16 protein-coding genes are annotated in these 19,500 nt (G+C 41.7%); 10 read left to right on the top strand and 6 right to left on the bottom strand.

Annotated features, from left to right (window positions below):
- The first annotated feature begins 66 nt into the window (after window positions 1–66).
- From MPH60_RS16965 to MPH60_RS16955, 3 genes are all read left to right on the top strand, one after another.
- Window positions 67–780 carry a FixH family protein gene (locus tag MPH60_RS16965; RefSeq protein WP_241590733.1) on the top strand — a complete coding sequence of 238 codons (714 nt, stop codon included), beginning with the start codon at window positions 67–69 and terminating at the stop codon, window positions 778–780.
- 92 nt (window positions 781–872) lie between these two features.
- The gene (locus tag MPH60_RS16960) at window positions 873–1,037 is read left to right on the top strand and encodes a hypothetical protein (protein WP_241590732.1); all 165 of its coding nucleotides are present in this window, start codon (window positions 873–875) and stop codon (window positions 1,035–1,037) included.
- 162 nt (window positions 1,038–1,199) lie between these two features.
- Entirely contained in the window at window positions 1,200–1,829 is a 630-nt protein-coding gene (locus MPH60_RS16955; protein WP_241590748.1) for a DedA family protein, read from the top strand.
- 51 nt (window positions 1,830–1,880) lie between these two features.
- Here MPH60_RS16955 and MPH60_RS16950 read toward each other — a convergent pair whose 3' ends face one another.
- The 4 genes from MPH60_RS16950 to MPH60_RS16935 form a co-directional block, all read right to left on the bottom strand.
- The gene (locus MPH60_RS16950) at window positions 1,881–3,215 is read right to left on the bottom strand and encodes a hemolysin family protein (RefSeq protein ID WP_241590731.1); all 1,335 of its coding nucleotides are present in this window, start codon (window positions 3,213–3,215) and stop codon (window positions 1,881–1,883) included.
- Window positions 3,216–3,489: 274 nt separating this feature from the next.
- Complete coding sequence (locus tag MPH60_RS16945) at window positions 3,490–4,599, bottom strand: histidine kinase N-terminal domain-containing protein (protein WP_241590730.1); 1,110 nt, start codon at window positions 4,597–4,599, stop codon at window positions 3,490–3,492.
- A 236-nt stretch (window positions 4,600–4,835) separates the two neighbouring features.
- On the bottom strand, window positions 4,836–5,723 hold the full coding sequence (locus MPH60_RS16940; protein ID WP_241590729.1) for a cation diffusion facilitator family transporter: 888 nt from the start codon (window positions 5,721–5,723) through the stop codon (window positions 4,836–4,838).
- Between the two features lie 420 nt (window positions 5,724–6,143).
- Window positions 6,144–6,668 carry a universal stress protein gene (locus tag MPH60_RS16935; RefSeq protein ID WP_241590728.1) on the bottom strand — a complete coding sequence of 175 codons (525 nt, stop codon included), beginning with the start codon at window positions 6,666–6,668 and terminating at the stop codon, window positions 6,144–6,146.
- Window positions 6,669–6,945: 277 nt separating this feature from the next.
- On the opposite strand from MPH60_RS16935, the gene MPH60_RS16930 reads away from it, so the two are divergent.
- Window positions 6,946–8,979, top strand: a complete 2,034-nt coding sequence (locus MPH60_RS16930) for a transglycosylase domain-containing protein (protein ID WP_241590727.1) — start codon at window positions 6,946–6,948, stop codon at window positions 8,977–8,979.
- Between the two features lie 568 nt (window positions 8,980–9,547).
- Here the strand turns inward: MPH60_RS16930 and MPH60_RS16925 are convergent.
- Window positions 9,548–9,856, bottom strand: a complete 309-nt coding sequence (locus MPH60_RS16925; protein WP_241590726.1) for a hypothetical protein — start codon at window positions 9,854–9,856, stop codon at window positions 9,548–9,550.
- 193 nt (window positions 9,857–10,049) lie between these two features.
- Between MPH60_RS16925 and iadA the strand changes: the two genes are divergently transcribed.
- From iadA to MPH60_RS16895, 6 genes are all read left to right on the top strand, one after another.
- Window positions 10,050–11,225: a beta-aspartyl-peptidase gene (gene iadA / locus MPH60_RS16920; RefSeq protein ID WP_241590725.1), complete on the top strand. Its 1,176-nt coding sequence runs from the start codon at window positions 10,050–10,052 to the stop codon at window positions 11,223–11,225.
- A gap of 472 nt (window positions 11,226–11,697) precedes the next feature.
- Window positions 11,698–12,810 (top strand): pyruvate dehydrogenase (acetyl-transferring) E1 component subunit alpha, encoded by a 1,113-nt coding sequence (gene pdhA, locus MPH60_RS16915; RefSeq protein ID WP_241590724.1) that lies wholly within the window; start codon window positions 11,698–11,700, stop codon window positions 12,808–12,810.
- Complete coding sequence (locus MPH60_RS16910) at window positions 12,810–13,793, top strand: alpha-ketoacid dehydrogenase subunit beta (protein ID WP_241590723.1); 984 nt, start codon at window positions 12,810–12,812, stop codon at window positions 13,791–13,793. Before pdhA ends, MPH60_RS16910 begins: the two co-directional genes overlap by 1 nt.
- A 29-nt stretch (window positions 13,794–13,822) precedes the next feature.
- A complete protein-coding gene (locus MPH60_RS16905; RefSeq protein ID WP_241590722.1) occupies window positions 13,823–15,103 on the top strand; it encodes a dihydrolipoamide acetyltransferase family protein in 1,281 nt (426 codons plus the stop codon).
- Window positions 15,104–16,528, top strand: coding sequence for a dihydrolipoyl dehydrogenase (gene lpdA, locus MPH60_RS16900; RefSeq protein ID WP_241590721.1), 1,425 nt, complete (start codon window positions 15,104–15,106; stop codon window positions 16,526–16,528).
- A 377-nt stretch (window positions 16,529–16,905) separates the two neighbouring features.
- Window positions 16,906–18,285 (top strand): amino acid permease, encoded by a 1,380-nt coding sequence (locus tag MPH60_RS16895; protein WP_101224231.1) that lies wholly within the window; start codon window positions 16,906–16,908, stop codon window positions 18,283–18,285.
- Window positions 18,286–18,376: 91 nt separating this feature from the next.
- On the opposite strand, the gene hisC is transcribed toward MPH60_RS16895, so the two are convergent.
- The gene (hisC, locus tag MPH60_RS16890) at window positions 18,377–19,489 is read right to left on the bottom strand and encodes a histidinol-phosphate transaminase (protein ID WP_241590720.1); all 1,113 of its coding nucleotides are present in this window, start codon (window positions 19,487–19,489) and stop codon (window positions 18,377–18,379) included.
- Between the last annotated feature and the right edge of the window lie 11 nt (window positions 19,490–19,500).

The raw sequence follows: 19,500 nt of genomic DNA, 5'->3' as shown, positions 1-19,500 counted from the left end.
ATGGAAAGGATGGGCAATATGAAAAGGACAGATTTTTAGTCTAATAAATAGTAAAGGGAAGTTCATATGAAAAAACTCTATATGTGTACTGCATTGTTAGTTATGCTGGCTGGGTGTCAAGAGGCTGAAATGCCAGAGGATAAAGAAGTGAACAGTGCTGTTCCAGAATCGATGGATGCATCAATTGTCATTAAAGGGAAAGTGGAGCCTGGAAAAGAAGTCATTCTTGAAACGACAGTGAAACAGGGAAGCCAATTGGTGAATGAAGCTGATGAGGTACTGTTTGAAGTGAGAAAGTCCGGACAGGATAAACGGGAAATGCTTGAAGCGAAGAATACTGGAAGTGGCATGTATCAAGTGATGCATACTTTTGAAGAAAAAGGCAAATATATTGTAGTCTCCCATGTAACGGCCAAGGGCCTTCATGTAATGCCTGAAAAAGAAGTTGTCGTTCCTGAACATGAAAGTGAAGGTGCATCGGTTCATCCTAGTACGGATGTATCCATCGAGTTTCAAAGTAATCCTGTAAAGGCAGGAAACAGCTCGAACTTTGAAGCGACCGTTGAATTGAATGGGAAACCACTGGAAAATGCAGATGTGAATTTCGAGGTCTGGAAGGAAGGCAGCGAAGAGAGTCATTTCACCAAAGCTGAAGAAGATGGAAATGGAACATATCTAAATAGGGTATCTTTCGAAGAATCGGGAACCTATAAGGTGCAGGTACATGTTGAAAAAGACGAAGTGCACGAACACCAACTGCAAACGATTCAAGTCAATTGATTGTTATTTTGATCCAATCGTTTAAACAGGTTTCATCTCTTCGTTAAATGGGAAGTTAAAGGATAACGGTACAGCAGAAAGGGAGGGTAAGCATGAACAATCAAAAAATCAACAAGTATAAAAATCTCGGTATTCATATCGAAAAAACGAAATCACGCCAGGAGATTTTCGCTAATGTTTCGCAAAATGATTCATCCTTACTCACCACAGCTGTTTTTTCTCCATTTTCCCAAAAACGGGAGCTAAAAGAATATTGATGCAATGAGACCGGAGTACATATCAGCTGGTCTTTTTTTGTGCATTCTAAATGTGATGCATTGTGAAGCTGGGTATGAAAAATCGAATAGAACCTCATGAGCTGAAATAGGATAGAAGGACAAACAATTTGAAATTAGCGGTAAGGGGAGTCCGATAGCATGATATCACAGCTTATTATGACGATATTGAATTGGTTTGCGGAAATGGGGTATATGGGGATTTTATTGGGGCTGATGGTTGAAATCATCCCGAGTGAGCTTGTTCTCGGATACGGGGGTTATGTGGTCGGCCTGGGGAAAATGAATTTTTGGGGAGCTGTTCTTGCAGGAGTGGCAGGAGGCACGATGGCACAGCTATTTCTCTATTGGGCTGGTTATTATGGAGGACGTCCCTTTCTCTTGAAGTATGGAAAATATATATTAATTAAAGAAAGTCATATTGTAAGTGCTGAAGAGTGGTTTCAAAGGTATGGCGTAGGCGTGATTTTTACGGCTCGATTCATCCCAGTGGTTCGCCATGCCATTTCCATCCCTGCCGGAATTGCGAGGATGTCCGTATGGAAGTTTATATTTTATACGGTTGCGGCTGTCATACCTTGGACCATCTTGTTCCTGACCTTAGGGCGGATCCTCGGCGAGAATTGGCAGCAAATCCGCGAAATAACGGAACCTTATCTCATTCCGGCTGCTGGTTTTTCCTTTATCTTTATCATGCTGTATATTTTATGGAAAAAAAAGAGTACACCTCCAATCGTAACGGTCAAAAAAATGGGACGGTTTCCCGATAAATGAACAATCGAAAAAACAGCCACGTAAAATCACCTTTTACGTGGCTGTTTTTTATCATGATCCTTGGGTAAGGTCTTCTTCCAAAGGAAGCTGTACGACCTTTTTTGTCACCTCGATAGAACGAATGGCGTGATCTTCCATTTCAATCACTTTAAAGCAGAAGCCGTCTTTTTCCATGATGTCCCCTACCTGCACATCATAATTTTCAGTAAGGACCCATCCGCCTATCGTATCGACATCATCTTCTTCTAAGTGAATGCCGAGTAAATCATTCACTTCCTTTACAAGAAGTTTAGAATCTAAAATATAATGTCCATCTTTAATTTTCCTGATCGAGGCAACTTCATCGATATCGAATTCATCACGAATTTCGCCAACGATTTCCTCGAGGATATCCTCGACTGTGACAAGTCCGGAAGTTCCGCCGTATTCATCCATTAAAATAGCCATATGAATGCGTTCTTTTTGCATTTTTAACAGCAAATCGTGAATCGGTATATTTTCCATTACCCGAATGATCGGACGGGCGTAATTTTCTATCGCTTTGATATGGATTTCCCGATTCTTTATAAGATCCGAGAAAACTTCCTTTAAGTTCACTAAGCCGATGACATGGTCTTTATCACCTTCGACAACAGGATATCGAGTGTATTTTTCCAATTTGGCGACATCGACGAATTCCTGTACCGTATCATCTTTGGATATGGTCATGATTTCCGTCCTTGGAACCATGATTTCTTTTGCAACACGATCATCGAATTCAAAGATGTTGTTTACATATTTAAATTCCGACTGGTTAATCTCTCCGCTTTTATAGCTATCTGATAGGATGAAACGCAATTCTTCTTCCGTATGGGCTATTTCGCTTTCGGATGCTGGCTTGAAGCCAAATAATCCGACAACTAAACGAGAAGAATGATTTAAGGCCCAGATGAAGGGAAAGGCTATCTTATGGAAAAATATCAGCGGGCTGGCAATTGCCAAGGCCACTTGCTCAGCCTTTTGGATGGCAACCGTCTTTGGAGCCAATTCACCTACAACCACATTCAGGAACGTAATCAGGGAAAATGAAATGACGAATGTCAGAATGCTTGTGACTTCTTGAGGGAAATTCAAGGCATTGAATAATGGTCCAACCAATTTGAGGACGGTCGGTTGCCCTAGCCACCCCAATCCAAGGGCAGTAACGGTAATACCAAGCTGTGTCGCGGATAGGTACTCATCCAGATCGGATGTAACCTTCTTGGCCGCAATGGCTTTTTTATTTCCCTCTTCAATCAATTGATCAATCCTGGAGCTGCGAACCCTTATGATCGAAAATTCAGAAGCTACAAAAAAGGCCGTTAAAGCGATTAAAATAATGACGAATAAAAAACTTAATATGTCCAATTAGTGTGGGACTTAATTGAATCGCCAAAACGATTTAATTATCCCAGTCACCTCCCAAAACCAATAATGAATGAAATGATATTTAGTGTATAAAATGTTAGATGAAAAATAAGTCTTGTCTATCTTGTATGAAAATTGCGCTGGTTTATATTTTCAATCTATAGGATCATTCACCTCGATTAGTAGTGGAACCTACCTATTAGTATAAGTAACTGGACGTCAATCAGTCAAAAATTTCACACTAAAAACCTAAGTAAAAAAGGTTATTTATCCATTATTTAGTTTTCAATTGGATGGAAAAGGTTGTTAGGAAATCAGTAGAGTGGCAGGTTAAGGTTCCTTGATGCTTTAAGACGATTTCTTTACAGACGAATAATCCCAATCCCGTTCCCCTTTTTTTAGTGGTGATGAATGGTTCAAAAATATTCGGCAAAACGTCGTCAGGTATCTTCGGCCCATTGTTCGAAATATTTAAAGTAAGAATGCCGGGTGGTGATTCAGAGCCTGAAATGTAAATGGATGGGGAAGGCATCCCTGCAACCACATCAAGAGCATTTAAAATAATATTAAGTAAAACCTGACGGAATTCTTCTTTAGAGCCGGAAATTACGGCATCCTCGGCAATATTACATGTAATGGAAGCATTTACTTCCAAGATGCTGGGATATAGAAATTCGATTACCTCATTCACAAGCTGAGCAATGGAAAATAGATCAGGTGGTGATGCTAACGTTTCCTTTTTGGAAATATTAAGGAATTGTGTAATCCGGTAATTGAGCTGATCCAATTCCTTTGAAATGATATCAAGATATTTTATCTCAGGCTGTTCTGCCTGTAACAATTGTATGAATCCCATGATGGAAGTCAGTGGATTTCTGAATTCATGGACAAAGCTTGAGGTCATTTGGCCAAGTAGCGTCAAACGGTCTTTATGGTTTGGGCTTATGAATTGATAGCGTTCTTCAAGTTCCATCGTTTTCAATTCGGTATAATGGGATAATGCAAAATGAATGAGTTTATCGAAGTAAACGTTTATTTGCTTAATTAGATCCGATATTTCTTCTTTGGGTGTTTCGGAATTCAATACGTGCTCAATGATGATGGATCTCCCGATGGTTGCAGTGGAAAAGAAATTTTCCATATCCAATTGCTTATTAACTCGATCAGACGCAATTTTTTCCCCTACGACCTTCAGTACATCGCCTATTTCAGTATCCGATTTTCCAAGCTGATCCATTAGCAGATTAAAAATATTTTCCACTTCTCCTTTAAAATACCCCAGATACCCATCAGGTAAATGCAGTAACTCATCTTTCCATTTGGAAATGATGCTGGTTTTTTGAGAAGATAAAAAGTGAATGGTCATTTCTCGATTAGATACCATTTTGCCCTCCATACTGTAGGAAAATGAATTTACTTTTGACCCAGAAAGTGCTTTATTAGAATAAAATTACAAAATATCAAAATAATTACATGTTGTTTTCATGATAACAGATTACTGTTCTTTTAACATGTGTCAATTGGATAAATATTCGGCAATCAATCAATAAATACCTTTTTTTGACACAGTTTTATTACAGAAATTACAGGAATTAATAACAAAAAAAGGTAACTGTAAAGTTAGTGACGGTTACCTTTTTTATGAAATGCATATGGTTCGATATGAACGATCACATGCTGGATATTATATTCCTTCAAAAGATTCTCTTCGATTTTAACAGTGATATCATGACCTTGAATGACGGTCAAAAGGGGGTTAACGTGAACGGTCGTTTCGAGCAGGATCTCACTTCCGTGCATCCGGGCTTTAATTTCACTCATTTCTTTAACACCGTCTGTCAATATAATGGTTTTTCCGATCTTTTGCAGGAGCTGATCGTCGAAACCATCGGTTAAAGAGATGGAGGCATCACGAAAGATATCCCAGGCTGTTTTGCAGATAATGACCCCCACGACTGCAGCAGCTATTGCATCCAGCCAAGGAATTCCCATTTTGGTGCCGATGATTCCAATGAAAGCACCGACACTGACAAGGGCATCGGATCGATTATCCTGTGCTACTGCATAGATGGAAGAGCTATTGATCTTTTTACTTAAAGATAAGTTATAACGGTAGATTCCGTACATGAAGATTGCAGAGAATAGGGCGACATAACCGGTCAGCATACTGGGAACGGTTGTTGAATCTTGGTGAAAGAAGGATTCAATGGCACTGAATACAACCTGGAGGCCTACGGTGATCATGATGAAGGCAGCTACCAACGAGGCTACGGTTTCCGCCCGTAAATGACCATATGAATGATTATCATCCGGAGGTCTCTTTGAAATTTTTAAACCGATCAATACGGCTATGGAAGCGATGATGTCGGTCGTATTATTTAAACCATCAGCCCAAAGCCCTTTAGAATCTCCCAAATAACCAAATGACAATTTAAGAGCAGACAAGAATATGTAAGCGGCGATGCTTATGTAGGCGCCTTTTTCAGCTGAAATCGAATGTTTATCCATGTCCACATTCCCTCCCCAATGTAAATTAGGCTTAATAAAGATTCCAAATCAAGCCTTAGTGAGTCTATAGAAAAATTGTCGTATTTAACCATCTAACTTGGTTAATAGCAGGTGTATTGAAGGTTTGTAAAGAAGTTGGTTAAAAGAAAGTTATCTCCATAAAATGGGGATGTCAGGTTTTGATGACATGTACATTTACTTTAATTGTAATATTCTAACCGATGATCGAAAATTAAATACTTCCAAAGGGGAGCCAAAAAGGCTGAGAGTGAACAGTTCGAACTGGTGCAGGAATGGGGTTTTGGATACAAGCAATACTGGGCAGCAATGTATTACTGAAAAATCCAATAAAAAGGCCGGATTCTATAAGAATCCGGCCTTTTTCGAAGTAGGATCAACTAGTGTGAACCGGCTCAATTTTCATTTTGCAATGAATACCGAACAGGGTGCGTTTTTCGCAATGGAGCTACTTGTACTGCCAAGGAAGAACTTTTCCAAACCGCTTTTAGCGCTATTGCCGACAACGATAAGATCAGCTGAAGTTCTTGCTGCAAAGTCACATATGCTATCTGGCGCAAATCCTTCCAATAGTTCGAATTTTCCCTTGACTTGACATTCACTTAACAATCTCAACGTATTATTTTCTGCGTTCTGAATACTATTCTCGACGGCGGAAGGGGTGTCATTTACCTTTTGATTTCGTGGCTGATCAACTTCAACAACAGGATGTGTCTGGACAGGATCTACATAAAATCCGGCTGCAGGTACGAACCCTGGAGCAGATGCGTCACCCATGATACGCTGTTCAACCTTATCATTTAGGACATGAACTACGGTCAACACGGCTTTTGGAAAGGCCTTTTTCAATGTTGCTCCATATTCGACGGCCCGTTTACTCTCTTCATTTCCATCAAAAGCGACGACAATATGTTTTAAGTCCTTCATTTTATCATCTCTCCCCTTTTTAAGACCTTAAAGGTGTTATACCCACTTTTAAATGGCTTCACGCCATTAATCTGTATATAGACTGCTATTTACGGGTAAAGGATAGATACGAGCATAGTTAAAATGTTAGGATGAAATCTGTGTCATGCTCAGACGATGAAGAAATATCATCAATGGTGCCGATATCCGAGTATAGTGCTACAAGAAAAGGGCGCCTAGCTTTGGCCTTTTATTCAATCGACGAGTTTTCTTTAATAAAAAGGGTAAAATATTTTTAATGAAACATGTCGCAGATGGGAAAATGGGGGTACAAATGAGAGGGTTAGTGAAATTAGGTCTAATTATAATATTGGCGATTGTGGTCTTAGGCGCCGGTTTACTATTGTATTTCAGGCAAGGTGCTGATATAAGTCATCTTGAAAATAATCTTCAGCAACCGACAGGAATCTTTGATCTGGATGGGAATCTTGCCAGTACGATCACGGCAAATAAATCCGAAGGTGTTGCGATAGATGAAATACCGGAACATATGAAACAAGCGGTGGTTTCCATTGAGGATCACCGTTTTTATGAACATCACGGCATAGATTATCAAGGGATTATGCGGGCTTTGGTTAAAAATGCGAAGGCTGGAAGTGTTGTTGAAGGCGGGAGCACGCTTACCCAGCAGCTTGTGAAAATCACGATGCTGGAATCGGATCGAACACTGAAGAGAAAGATAGGAGAGTTTTTTCTCGCCCAGGAAGTTGAAAATCAATATACAAAAGATGAAATTCTGGAAATGTATTTGAATCAAGTTTATTTTGGCCATGGAGCATGGGGGATCAAAAAGGCTGCAAATATTTATTTTTCCAAAGAGGTCTCTGAATTGACCGTTGCTGAGGGAGCTTTGCTGGCGGGAGTCATTAACTTGCCATCCAAACTTGATCCATACAAGAATTTAGACGGGGCAGTGAAACGACGTGATTTGGTTCTTTCGAGAATGGCGGAACATGGTTATTTGACGAAAGATGAAGAAGCAGCTGCAAAAAAAGATGCGGTCACACTTCTTATGGGGGAGAAGGAAACCGATCCATTAAGAGGTAAGTATCCTTATTATGTCGATCATGTTTTATCGGAAGCATCGAGTAAATATGGAATTAAGCTTGAGGAGCTGCTTTCAAAGGGCTATAAAATTTACACGACCCTGGACCAATCCATGCAGCAGGCTACAGAATCCGTGTATGAGAATGCAGCCAATTTTCCAGTTGGAACGAGTACAGATGAACTGGTTCAAAGCGGGTCTGTCCTCCTTGATCCTGAAACGGGCGGCATAAAAGCACTTGTCGGTGGGAGAGGTGAACATCAATTCATGGGATATAATCGGGCAACCCAGCTGACAAGATCTCCTGGTTCATCCATAAAACCGCTTGTCGTGTACACGCCAGCTGTTGAAGAGGGATATGATATCACTGACCCTTTAAAGGATGAAAAAATGAGCTTCGGTGAATATGAGCCAACAAACCTGAGTGGTGAATATAAAGGAGAAGTCCCCATGTATGAAGCGGTGATGAATTCCTTGAATGTACCAACGGTTTGGCTATTGAATGAGATTGGCATCGATAAGGGGCTTGATTCACTTAAGCGGTTTGGGATTCCATATGATAAGGATGATCGAAACCTGTCCATCGCTTTAGGAGGGATGAAAAAAGGTGTGTCCCCGCTGCAGATGGCAGGAGCCTTTTCAGCTTTCGCTAACGAAGGTGAACGAATGGAAACCCATGCCATTGTAAGAATAGAAAATGCTGATGGAAAAGAAGTTGCCGCCTGGAAAGAGAAAAGCACCAAAGTGACCTCTGTAGGCGCTGTGGATAAAATGAATGCCATGCTGCTTGGAACTGTGGAATATGGCACAGCGAAAAACGCGGCAGTTTCCGGTCATGAAATAGCAGGTAAAACAGGCTCCACACAAGTTCCCATCGAAGGAATATCAGGGGTTAAAGATCAATGGTTCATCGGTTATTCACCTTCGCTGGTCGGGGCTGTATGGGCTGGATATGATAAGACGGACGAAAATCATTATCTAACGACACACAGCAGTCAGGGAAGTGCACTCATCTTCCAAAAAATAATGGCACAAGCCTTACAGAATCAAGCGGCCCAATCATTTAAAGCCCAGGATATCGGACAGCTTATAGCTGAACAGCAGGCACTTATAGCTGAGCAACAGGCAAAGGAAGAAGAGGATAAAAGGAGACAATATTGGATTGATAAAGGAAATGAGATAAGGGAAGGTTTGAATAAATGGAGGGACTGGGAGGTTCCGTGGTGATTCTCAGGTAAAGGAATGTAAATAATAGTAACAAACTGAGACTGTCAATCATTTGACAGTCTCAGTTTGTCGGCGAATAGGAGCGGATTTAATACGTGGCTCCGAAGTCTGAATGAGGTAAGGGTAGAAAAAATTCGTGAACGGCCGGATAAAGGACGGTGAAGGTCGAATAAAGAGTGGGTAAGGTCGAATAAATCCGTGAACGGTCGAATAAAGAGCGGGTAAGGTCGAATAAATCCGTGAACGGTCGAATAAAGAGCGGGTAAGGTCGAATAAATTCGTGAACGGTCGAATAAAGAGCGGGTTAGGGTAGAAAAAATCCGTGAACGACCGGATAAAGGACGGTGAAGGTCGAAAAAATTTGTAAACCGTCCAAAAAAGCTCAGGTTGAAATCAACTGGAACGTTATTAAAAGAAAAAAACTGCAGGCAAACTCGCGTTTGGCTACAGTTTTTCATATATTTTAAAAAATTAGATTTGCTATTATGCCGATCACGACGATTGCGCCTATCACCATTAAAATGGTTCTCATTTCTATACACCCTCTTTATCACGTAGTCGGAATCATTTAAATATTAACGGTTTGGTTCGATTGGAAAGCGAATGCACTTTCATCATTTTCTTTACAAATAGCCTGTACTTTTTCTAGCATGGCATGTACATTCTCGCCTTCAAGGATGACCTTCATTGTTGCACACTCTTGGAGAATGAGCACAAAGGATACGAAAGTCGAAAGTTTCTTGGCATCGACCAATTTATGGTTGCAGATAAAATATATATTCCCTTTAAATTCTTTTGTAACTTGATATAGGTTCATGATTTGTCGCATGGATAATCTTTTATTTGTTTTAATGTCAGAAGAAATCACTTTATTCATGTCGTTTGCTCCTTTTGTTTTTATACTTTTGGAAAAGCATAATCAAGATGTCAATTCGGCTACAACTTTAAAAAAATGAACAAGTATGTTTGGTCTTTTTTATGTAATTGTTAGCGGGTCATGTTGTATATTTACCCGAGTGAAAGATTTTGAAACCTATTTGAAAATTTCTATTTTTGAAGGGAGAAGGAGAATGCTCACACTTATTAAAAATGGGGAGCTATATGGTCCGGAATATATGGGCCAAAAAGATATCCTCTTGGTTGGAAAGCAAATTGGCTTCATCGAGGACAAGATTGAGGTACCTGACAATTTCGTTGAATTGGAGGTGATTGATGCGAGTGGCCAAATCGTGGCTCCGGGTTTTATAGATGGTCATGTACATATTATCGGCGGAGGCGGGGAAGGGGGCTTTAAAACGAGGACTCCTGAAATCCAATTAACAGATGCCACTTTAGCGGGTATAACGACATTGGTAGGGGTCATCGGAACTGATGGAACGACAAGGACGATGCCCGCACTGCTTGCTAAAGCGAGAGCGCTTGAAGAAGAAGGAATTAGCTGCTTCGTTCAGACTGGTTCCTATCAAGTTCCAGTCAAAACGTTAACCGGTAAGATCGAAGATGATTTGATTCTTGTCGATAAAATTATCGGTGTTGGCGAGATAGCCATTGCCGATCATCGTTCCTCGCAGCCGACTGCAGCTGAGCTGGCTAAACTGGCTTCTCAAGCGCGTAATGGAGGTCTGCTGTCCGGGAAAAGCGGTATCGTCAACATTCATGTCGGGGACAGTCTTGATCATTTGCATGTTATTGAGGAAGTTGTCGAGACAACGGAAATACCGATCACTCAGTTCTATCCTACACATATAAACCGAAATCCGCATTTATTCAATGCTGGGGTGGAATATGCAAAAAAAGGGGGTTATATCGATTTTACGACAAGTACGATCGAGAAGTTCCTTGAAGAAGGAGAGGTCAAAGCAAGTACAGCAATAAAAAGGGCACTGGAAGAAGGCGTTGAAATCGGGCAAATCACCATAACTTCAGATGGACAAGCCAGCCTGCCTGACTTCGATGGAAGCGGCAATCTGCGGGGTTTGAACATAGGTACATGCATGTCCTTATATGATTGTGTTGTCGATGCGGTCCTTGAGGATGGAGTGACAATTGCCGATGCCATACGAGTTGCGACGGCAAACCCGGCAAACATTTTAAAACTTTCTGCAAAGGGACAGCTTGCGGCAGGTAAGGACGCCGATATCATCATGATGAAGAAACAAACTTTAGAAATAAATAGTGTTATCGCGATGGGGCAGATCATGGTCAAGGATGGTGAAGCAGTCGTGAAAGGAACATTTGAAAAATAGAGCTCTCCATTTTTGTTTGGTAGGGTATCCGCGAATGGATTGCTTTTATCGTATGAGATATATCCGATGCGTGTAATACCCCCATCAATCAGAAAGGCAAAAAGACCCATAATTATATAATGGGTCTTTTTTTGTGCTGGATACTTTTAGGTTGAGGTTGTGAATCGAACGAGCATATCAACAATTTATAAGAATAAATGGAAATTTCCCCATTAAAGATTCTCATTTTCAAAATGAAGGTGAAGTATCAGAAAACATATTCTAAATAAAGGTAATATACGAAAAATTCATTCTATTTAACATATTATTAAAAACTTGGATGTATTATCCTTTTATATAAGGAAATGTATTTTATGAAACAGCATTTAATCACAGACATAGAGACCAATAAAACATTTTGGGCTGTTATTTCATGACTGTTCAAAACCTTGGTAAGTTTGCGAATCAAATCTATCTTAAGGGGAGAAATGAAATGGAAAAGACGGGAAACCCAATAATGAAAGCGCATTCAGATGGAACTGAGCCGGAAATGTTTCGTGTATTGACTCCTGAAGGGGAAATCATTGAAACGATTGATGGAAAAATCGATAAATCACTTATGTTAAAGATGTATGAGAGCATGCTCCTGCTCAGAACATTTGACCGAAAATCAATTAATCTCCAGCGCCAAGGCAGGATTGGAACATATGCACCTTTCGAAGGGCAGGAAGCATCACAGGTAGGAAGCGCTTTAGCGTTGTCGGCAGAGGATTGGATGTTTCCCACATATCGTGATCATGGAGCTGCAATCATTCATGGACAGGAACTATACCGTGTTTTCCTATATTGGATGGCACATTTTGACGGCTCAATTTGTCCAGAAGGAAAAAGGATCATGCCTCCAAGTGTTCCCATTGCCACTCAAATGGTTCATGCGGTTGGTACGGCTTGGGCAAGTAAGCTTAAAGGCGAACAGAATGTTAGCATTGCTTATTTTGGAGATGGAGCCACTTCTGAAGGGGACTTTCATGAGGCACTGAATTTTGCTGGTGTTTATAAAACCCCGACAATCTTTTTCTGCCAAAATAATGGCTACGCGATCAGTGTGCCTTTTGAAAAGCAATCGGCATCCAAAACGATATCACAGCGGGCTGCTGCTTATGACATCCATGGGGTAAGGGTGGATGGAAATGATATTTTTGCAGTATGGCTGACTGTTAAGGAGGCTGTCGAAAGGGCGCTTAACGGGGAAGGGCCTACATTGATCGAAGCCATTACCTTTCGCTATGGCGCCCATACTACTGCAGACAATCCGAACATCTATCGCGATCAGGACGAAATTTCAACCTTCTGGAGGGAAAACCGCGATCCCATAACACGTCTTAGAAAGTATTTGAATAAAGAGGGTCACTGGAATGAAGAGCAGGAGGAATTGGTGATAAAACAATTCAACGAACTGATCGATGCTCACCTTCAAAGAGCTGAAGGGTATCCAAAATCCGACCCGCTCGAAATGTTTAACCATGTATATGCAAAGGAGTCATGGCATTTAAAGGAGCAGAAGCAGGAATTGAACCAAATCTTAAAGAAAGGCGGGAAGAAATAATGGGCAAAAATTTAACGATGCTCCAGGCCATTACAGAAGCGCTGGACCAAATGCTGGGTCATGATGATCGTGTGATGATCTTGGGTGAGGATATTGGAGTGAATGGCGGGGTTTTTCGATCGACGGAAGGGCTTTATGAGAAGTATGGAAAAGATCGAGTTGTCGATACGCCATTGGCTGAATCCGGAATCATCGGCTCTGCGATAGGTTTAGCCCTTAACGGAATGCTGCCCATAGTGGAAATCCAGTTTCTCGCCTTTATTTATCCGGGATTCGAGCAACTCGTTTCCCATGCTGCCCGAATGAGGTATCGTACTCGTGGGCAGTTTGGGGTGCCGCTCGTAATCCGTACGCCATATGGTGCCGGAATCAGGGGTCCTGAACTTCATTCCGAAAGTGTCGAAACCTTCTTTGCCCATACCCCGGGTTTAAAGGTGGTTGCACCCAGTAATCCATATGACGCAAAAGGGCTGCTCATTTCAGCGCTCGAAGATCCAGATCCGGTGATTTTTTTGGAACCGACTAAATTGTATCGGGCCTTTAAGGAAGAAGTTCCCGACGAAATGTACCGAATACCCATCGGTCAAGCAAAAGTGGTCCAGGATGGAAGCGACCTGACCATTTTTGCCTGGGGGGCCATGCTAAGGGAGGCATTGACTGCCGCGAAAAAGATTGAAGCGGAAAAAGGATGGAAGTGTGAAGTGGTCGATCTACGAACATTATACCCTCTGGATAGGGATACGATCGTGCAATCCATTAAAAAGACAGGTCGTGCATTAATCGTCCATGAAGCCCATAAGACTGCCGGATTAGGTGCGGAGATCATCTCCATCATTAACGATGAAGCTCTTATTTACCTGAAAGCGCCGATTAAGCGTGTAACAGGATTTGATGTTCCGGTTCCGCCTTTTACAATAGAAGATCATTATTTACCGACTGTTGACCGTGTAAAACAGGGAATAGTCGAAACGATATCATTTTAATTGTGATTATGGGAGAAGGAGGATGACGCATGATGGAATTTAAACTTCCTGATGTAGGGGAAGGGATGCATGAAGGGGAAATTATCCAATGGCTCATCAAAGAAGGGGATGCGGTAAAACAGGATCAACCCATTGTTGAGGTGCAAACGGATAAAGTCAATGCGGAATTGACTGCTCCCGCAGCGGGGGTGGTCAAGAAGATATTTTTTTCCGAAGGGGATATCGTGGAAGTGGGAACCACAATATTCACAATTCAGGAAGAGAACGATATGTCAGTTCCGGATACAGGCATGATTAAAGAAGAAAACCAAGTCGTGCAATCTGGCGATGTAAAAGTGAATGCAGAGCATATTACGACTAAACAGCATCATGAGGCAGTGCGTGCGCTGGCAACACCATTTGTGCGTCAATTGGCGAGGGAAATGAAGATTGATATCGAAAAGGTTAAAGGCTCCGGTCCAGCTGGGCGAATTACGGAAAGTGACTTGAAGCAGTTTAAAGAAAATAATTCGTTTTCACGGGAAAATGCTAAACAGCTTGATGGTAGGATTGTTCAAGATATGGCCCCGATGAAGGATGCCATCCAGGTAAAAGGTTTGGAATATGAGCGGGAAGAGCGGATTCCGCTTAAAGGCATTCGTAAGAAAATCGCTGAACATATGGTAAAGTCGGTTTCGACCATTCCCCATGTAACCCATGTAGATGAATTGGAAATGGACCGATTGAAGGAATTTAAAAGTCAATTAAAGGAGTACTCCGATGATAAGGATATTAAATTGACTTTTTTGCCATTTTTCGTTAAAGCCATTGCCATCGCCTTAAAGGAGTTCAAAACATTAAATGCTTCAATTGATGAAAGAACCAATGAAATCATCCTGAAAAATTATTATCACATTGGGATTGCGACGAATACAAAAGAGGGTCTCATTGTTCCAGTCATAAAACATGCCGATCAAAAAACCATTTTCCAATTGGCTGATGAAATTAAGCGATTGGCAGCCCAAGCCCGTGAAGGGAAGTTGAACATAGATCAAATCACAGGCAGTACATTTACCATCAGCAATGTAGGTCCGATCGGAGGGTTGCACGCGACCCCGATCATTAACTATCCGGAAGCGGCCATATTAGCTTTGCATAAAATGGAACATCGCATGGTCGTTCGCGATTTGGAAGGTGTTATCCGTTTAATGATGAATATGTCACTTTCTTTCGACCATCGTTTGATTGATGGGGTAACAGCGGTGCATTTTACCAATAGAATCAAGGAATTGCTGGAAAATCCAATTCGTTTAATTGTGGAGATGAGATAAATGGTAGTTGGGGAAGTTGCTGTTGAGACGGATGTTGTCATCATTGGGGGAGGTCCGGGAGGATATGCTGCGGCTATCCGTCTCGGCCAGTTAGGAAAATCGGTCGTGCTTATTGAAAAGGATAAGCTGGGCGGGGTTTGTCTTAATCGGGGCTGTATACCATCAAAGGCATTAATTCACTCAGCAGATCAATACCAAAGGCTTAACGATTTAGGTAAAATGGGAATCCGGCTGCCTCAGGAAAAAACCACTATGGACTTGGGAGTTTGGCAGGATTGGAAAGCGGGCATCACATCTCAATTGGGGCAAGGTATTGCCCATTTGTGTAAGGAAAATGAAGTGACGGTGGTTAAAGGTCAAGCAACCTTTTTATCTGATGACCGCATTGGAGTCGAGACCGATGGCGATTTTGAAACCTATAAGTTTGAGCAGGCAATTATAGCGACGGGGTCCAGGCCTTTCATTCCATCCTTCATTAAAGTCGATGGAGAATATATATTGGATTCGACATCAACTTTGCAGCTGAAGGAAGTTCCTTCAAGCTTGTCAATCATTGGCGGAGGATATATCGGAATCGAATTGGGTATGGCATTTGCAAAGCTAGGCACTAAAGTGACCATCATTGAAATGGCCAATCGCATACTCCCTCAAGTTGCTGAAAACCTGGTAAAGGAAGTCACAAGGAATGCCAAGAAGCTTGGGATGAATATCAAAACCTCCTCGAGGGTAGAAAAGGCCACTGTGGTGGATGGTCAAGTACATCTTCATGTGTCCTCCGAAGAACAGGGGACGGAAGTGGTCGTGAGCGAAAAGACCCTGGTTACAATTGGCAGGATGCCTAACACTGAAGAAATTGGCCTGAATCGGGCTGGAGTTACGGTTGGCGAGAAAGGCCATATAGCAGTGGATATGGAATGCCGTACAAATGTGCCGCACATCTTTGCCATCGGTGACACTACCCCTGGTCCGGCTCTTGCCCATCGAGCGTCCAAACAGGGAATCGTGGCAGCTGAAGTGATAGGGGGGCTCCCAAGTGCCGTTGACTCACCTTATGTTCCCTATGTTATCTTCTCGGAACCACAAATAGCTGGTGTTGGTTTAAGCCGTGAAGAAGCTGAACAACAGGGATACAGCGTCAAGGTCGGCAAATTTCCGTTCAGTGCCAACGGAAGGGCGCTTGCAACGAATGAAACGGAGGGATTTGCTGAAGTGATCGTGGATGCTAATAGCCACATATTGCTCGGTATGCATATGGTAGGTGCTGATGCTTCCAACCTTATAGGTGAAGGGGTCCTAGCCCTTGAGCTGGCGGCTCGGGTCGAGGATATAGCCCTCAGCATGCATCCTCATCCAACTTTGACCGAGGGGTGGATGGAAGCGGCTGAGGCAGTTTTGGGACATGCGATTCACATCAAAAATAATTAACATAATTGGAATATGTATCATGGGGATTACCAATGTAGTCCCCGATTAGAATGTTTCATTTTAATAGAGTCAGAAACCCGGTCATTGGTCCCCGTAAGGCAGGGCTATCTGCAAGTCACTCCATTTCGACAATCTGACCCGGCGTTTGACCAAACGGGAGCCGTATTAGCCTGCAGCGATTCCTCTTGTAAAACTAACGGCTTATTGATATCATTTTTACTTTGGGGAAGTATGAGAAGAGTTTTCAAGAAGGCTTTGCATCCTTCCACTCCTAAACCATAACGGTTGATGAGATAACTTATCTATTCGCCATTCAACGATTGAAATGGGTTTGATTTTTTATATGAGAAAATTATGGAATGAAGGAGGCAAATGTAATGGAGTCAAATGGTGGGTCACTGCAAAAGAAATTATTGCCGCGGCATATTAGCATGATGGCAATGGGAGGGGCAATAGGTACTGGGATTTTTAAAGGAAGTGCCGAAACCATATCGTTAGCAGGGCCAGGAGTCATTTTCACTTATATTTTTGCAGGATTATTACTGCTTGTAGTCATGGGTGCTATAGCCGAAATGGCAATTGTCTATCCAAATACGAATATGAAGGGTTTCGTTCAGAAAGCATTCGGTAAGCGCTTTTCCTTCATCGTAGGCTGGATGTATTGTTTCATGTGGCTGTCCGTATGTGTCATTGAGGTAGTGGTGGCAGGAAGCTTCTTGCAGTATTGGCTCCCGGCAATCCCGCTATGGGTATTAAGTTTAGGGTGTGCGGCTTTCATCATAGGGATTAACATGATGAATGTTAAAAATTATGGTGAATTCGAATTTTGGTTTGCTGGCATCAAAATTACAATGATCATCTTATTCATCATATTGGGAGCCTGTATTTTATTTGGAGTCATCCCAAGCGGCGGATCTAATTATCTGCAAAACTTCACAGGGCATGGAGGGTTTTTCCCAAATGGGTGGATGTCCATCTTCTCGGCATTACTGATTGTCATGTTCTCATATGGCGGTTCCGAGTTAATAGGGGTGACGGTAACGGAAGCAAAGGATGCGGAACGCATTTTACCGAAGGTCATTAAAAACTATATTTGGAGAGTCGTATTATTTTTCACCTTACCGATACTTGTAATCTGCGGTTTGATTCCGTGGAACGAAATTAGCGACCAGGCAAGTCCGTTTGTACAAGTATTGTCAATGTCAGGTTTTCAGGGATCTGCACATATCATGAATTTCATTTTGATCACGGCCGTCTTATCAGCCGCTAACTCTGGAATATATGGGTGTACCCGAATGTTGCATTCTTTAGCTGCAGAAGGGGAAGCTCCCAAGTCGTTCTCATATGTATCAAAAAATGGCGTTCCCTTGTATAGTTTGATATTAAGTGCAGTTGTATTGGTCGTCGGCTCCATGATTACTTTCGTCGCACAGGACCAGGCATTTACTCTATTAATGGCTTTTCCGGGTTTTGTAGTGTCACTAGTATGGATCAGCATCTGTTTAGCGCAGCTAAAACTTCGCAATTCATATCCCAAAGCTCCGAGTTTTAAATTGTGGGGCTTTCCATATGTAACCTTGTTTACTGTAATCACTTTAAGCATCATTTGTGTCACGTTCGTGTTCAGTGAACAGAATCGGATCAGCATCATTGCTTGCCTAATTGTGTTGGCTGCCTTAATCTCGATTTCGATTTTTAAATTTAAAAGTGTGGATGCACAGGAAACTCCTATAATAGAAAAGGATATTGCTAAATAAATCCACGTAAAAGATACGGCATGGGCAAAGGCGTCCATGTCGTATCTTTTCATTAATGATCATTGATATACACCAACTTCATTTCGATCGGTCATGCACCGGGCGTTTTATTGATTATATGTTGTAAGGATGCTATGAATCTCTCGTTTTCAGGCGGAGTGCCGATGGTCACGCGGATAGTATTTTCATAGCCTAGTAAATGACCTGAACGGATGATGACACCCTGAAGTAATAACTTTTCAAAAATGTCCCTGCCAGGCTGGTTCAATTTGACCATCAAGAAGTTAGCATGTGAAGGGAAGAATGTTAATCCCATCTTGCTTAGTTCGTTTTCTAAATATATTCTTCCCTCCTCATTCTTACGAACACATTTCTCAACGAATGGTTGATCTTCGAGGGAAGCGAATGCCGCAGCCTGTGCTAAACGGTTGGTATTGAAGGGTTCCTTCACTTTAACTAGCTCTTGTATGATGGATGCATCCATTATACCGTATCCAATCCTTAATGCAGCCAGGCCATAAATCTTAGAAAAGGTGCGTAAGATAACCAGATTTGAATGCATATTTAAAAGTGGTAAAGTTTCTAAATATTCCTCATCTTCGACGTATTCATAGTATGCTTCATCAACGATCAGCAAAATATGTTTTGGCACCTTCTCAATAAAAGAGCGCAACTTTTCTTTTTGAACGATCGTTCCTGTTGGATTATTGGGATTACAGACAAATATCATTCTTGTTTTTTCTGTTATGGCCTCATACATACCCTGCAGGTCATGTACACCATTAATAAGAGGTATCTTTACAGGTGTGCCGCCGTCAATCAATACATTCGTTTCATAACGTGGAAATGTCACATCAGCCATGATGACTTCATCATTTTGTTGGATATAGGTTCTTGTTAACAAACGTATCACTTCATCAGATCCATTTCCCAAAATGATATGATCTTTATTGATATTCAATTTCCTTGCCAGCTTTTCAGCTAATGCCGGTGCCATACCTTCAGGATAAAAGGAGGTTTGCTCCATTTCGGTAAGCATGGCTTCTTTTGCTAGAGTTGAGCAACCGTATGGATTTTCATTGGATGCCAATTTAACGATCGTTTCAAGACCAAGTTCACGTTGCACTTCTTCAATTGGCTTGCCGGAAACATATGGGCTAATGCTTTCGATGTTTTGTCGAACCGGAATTTTCGTAAAGGTCAATGCAGGTTCCT

Origin of the sequence: Peribacillus sp. Aquil_B1 (assembly GCF_022603275.1) — a bacterium.
Lineage (GTDB): Bacteria > Bacillota > Bacilli > Bacillales > DSM-1321 > Peribacillus.
Note: the sequence above shows the minus strand (reverse complement) of the source record. Positions and strands in the feature narration are given on the sequence as shown.

What these genes read in the sequence shown, in the direction of transcription:
- MPH60_RS16965 (WP_241590733.1), top strand. Translation starts at nt 67, where the DNA reads ATGAAAAAACTCTATATGTGTACTGCATTGTTAGTTATGCTGGCTGGG.
- MPH60_RS16960 (WP_241590732.1), top strand. Translation starts at nt 873, where the DNA reads ATGAACAATCAAAAAATCAACAAGTATAAAAATCTCGGTATTCATATC.
- MPH60_RS16945 (WP_241590730.1), bottom strand. Translation starts at nt 4,599, where the DNA reads ATGGTATCTAATCGAGAAATGACCATTCACTTTTTATCTTCTCAAAAA.
- MPH60_RS16940 (WP_241590729.1), bottom strand. Translation starts at nt 5,723, where the DNA reads ATGGATAAACATTCGATTTCAGCTGAAAAAGGCGCCTACATAAGCATC.
- MPH60_RS16935 (WP_241590728.1), bottom strand. Translation starts at nt 6,668, where the DNA reads ATGAAGGACTTAAAACATATTGTCGTCGCTTTTGATGGAAATGAAGAG.
- MPH60_RS16930 (WP_241590727.1), top strand. Translation starts at nt 6,946, where the DNA reads ATGAAACATGTCGCAGATGGGAAAATGGGGGTACAAATGAGAGGGTTA.
- MPH60_RS16925 (WP_241590726.1), bottom strand. Translation starts at nt 9,856, where the DNA reads ATGAATAAAGTGATTTCTTCTGACATTAAAACAAATAAAAGATTATCC.
- iadA (WP_241590725.1), top strand. Translation starts at nt 10,050, where the DNA reads ATGCTCACACTTATTAAAAATGGGGAGCTATATGGTCCGGAATATATG.
- pdhA (WP_241590724.1), top strand. Translation starts at nt 11,698, where the DNA reads ATGGAAAAGACGGGAAACCCAATAATGAAAGCGCATTCAGATGGAACT.
- MPH60_RS16910 (WP_241590723.1), top strand. Translation starts at nt 12,810, where the DNA reads ATGGGCAAAAATTTAACGATGCTCCAGGCCATTACAGAAGCGCTGGAC.
- MPH60_RS16905 (WP_241590722.1), top strand. Translation starts at nt 13,823, where the DNA reads ATGATGGAATTTAAACTTCCTGATGTAGGGGAAGGGATGCATGAAGGG.
- lpdA (WP_241590721.1), top strand. Translation starts at nt 15,104, where the DNA reads ATGGTAGTTGGGGAAGTTGCTGTTGAGACGGATGTTGTCATCATTGGG.
- MPH60_RS16895 (WP_101224231.1), top strand. Translation starts at nt 16,906, where the DNA reads ATGGAGTCAAATGGTGGGTCACTGCAAAAGAAATTATTGCCGCGGCAT.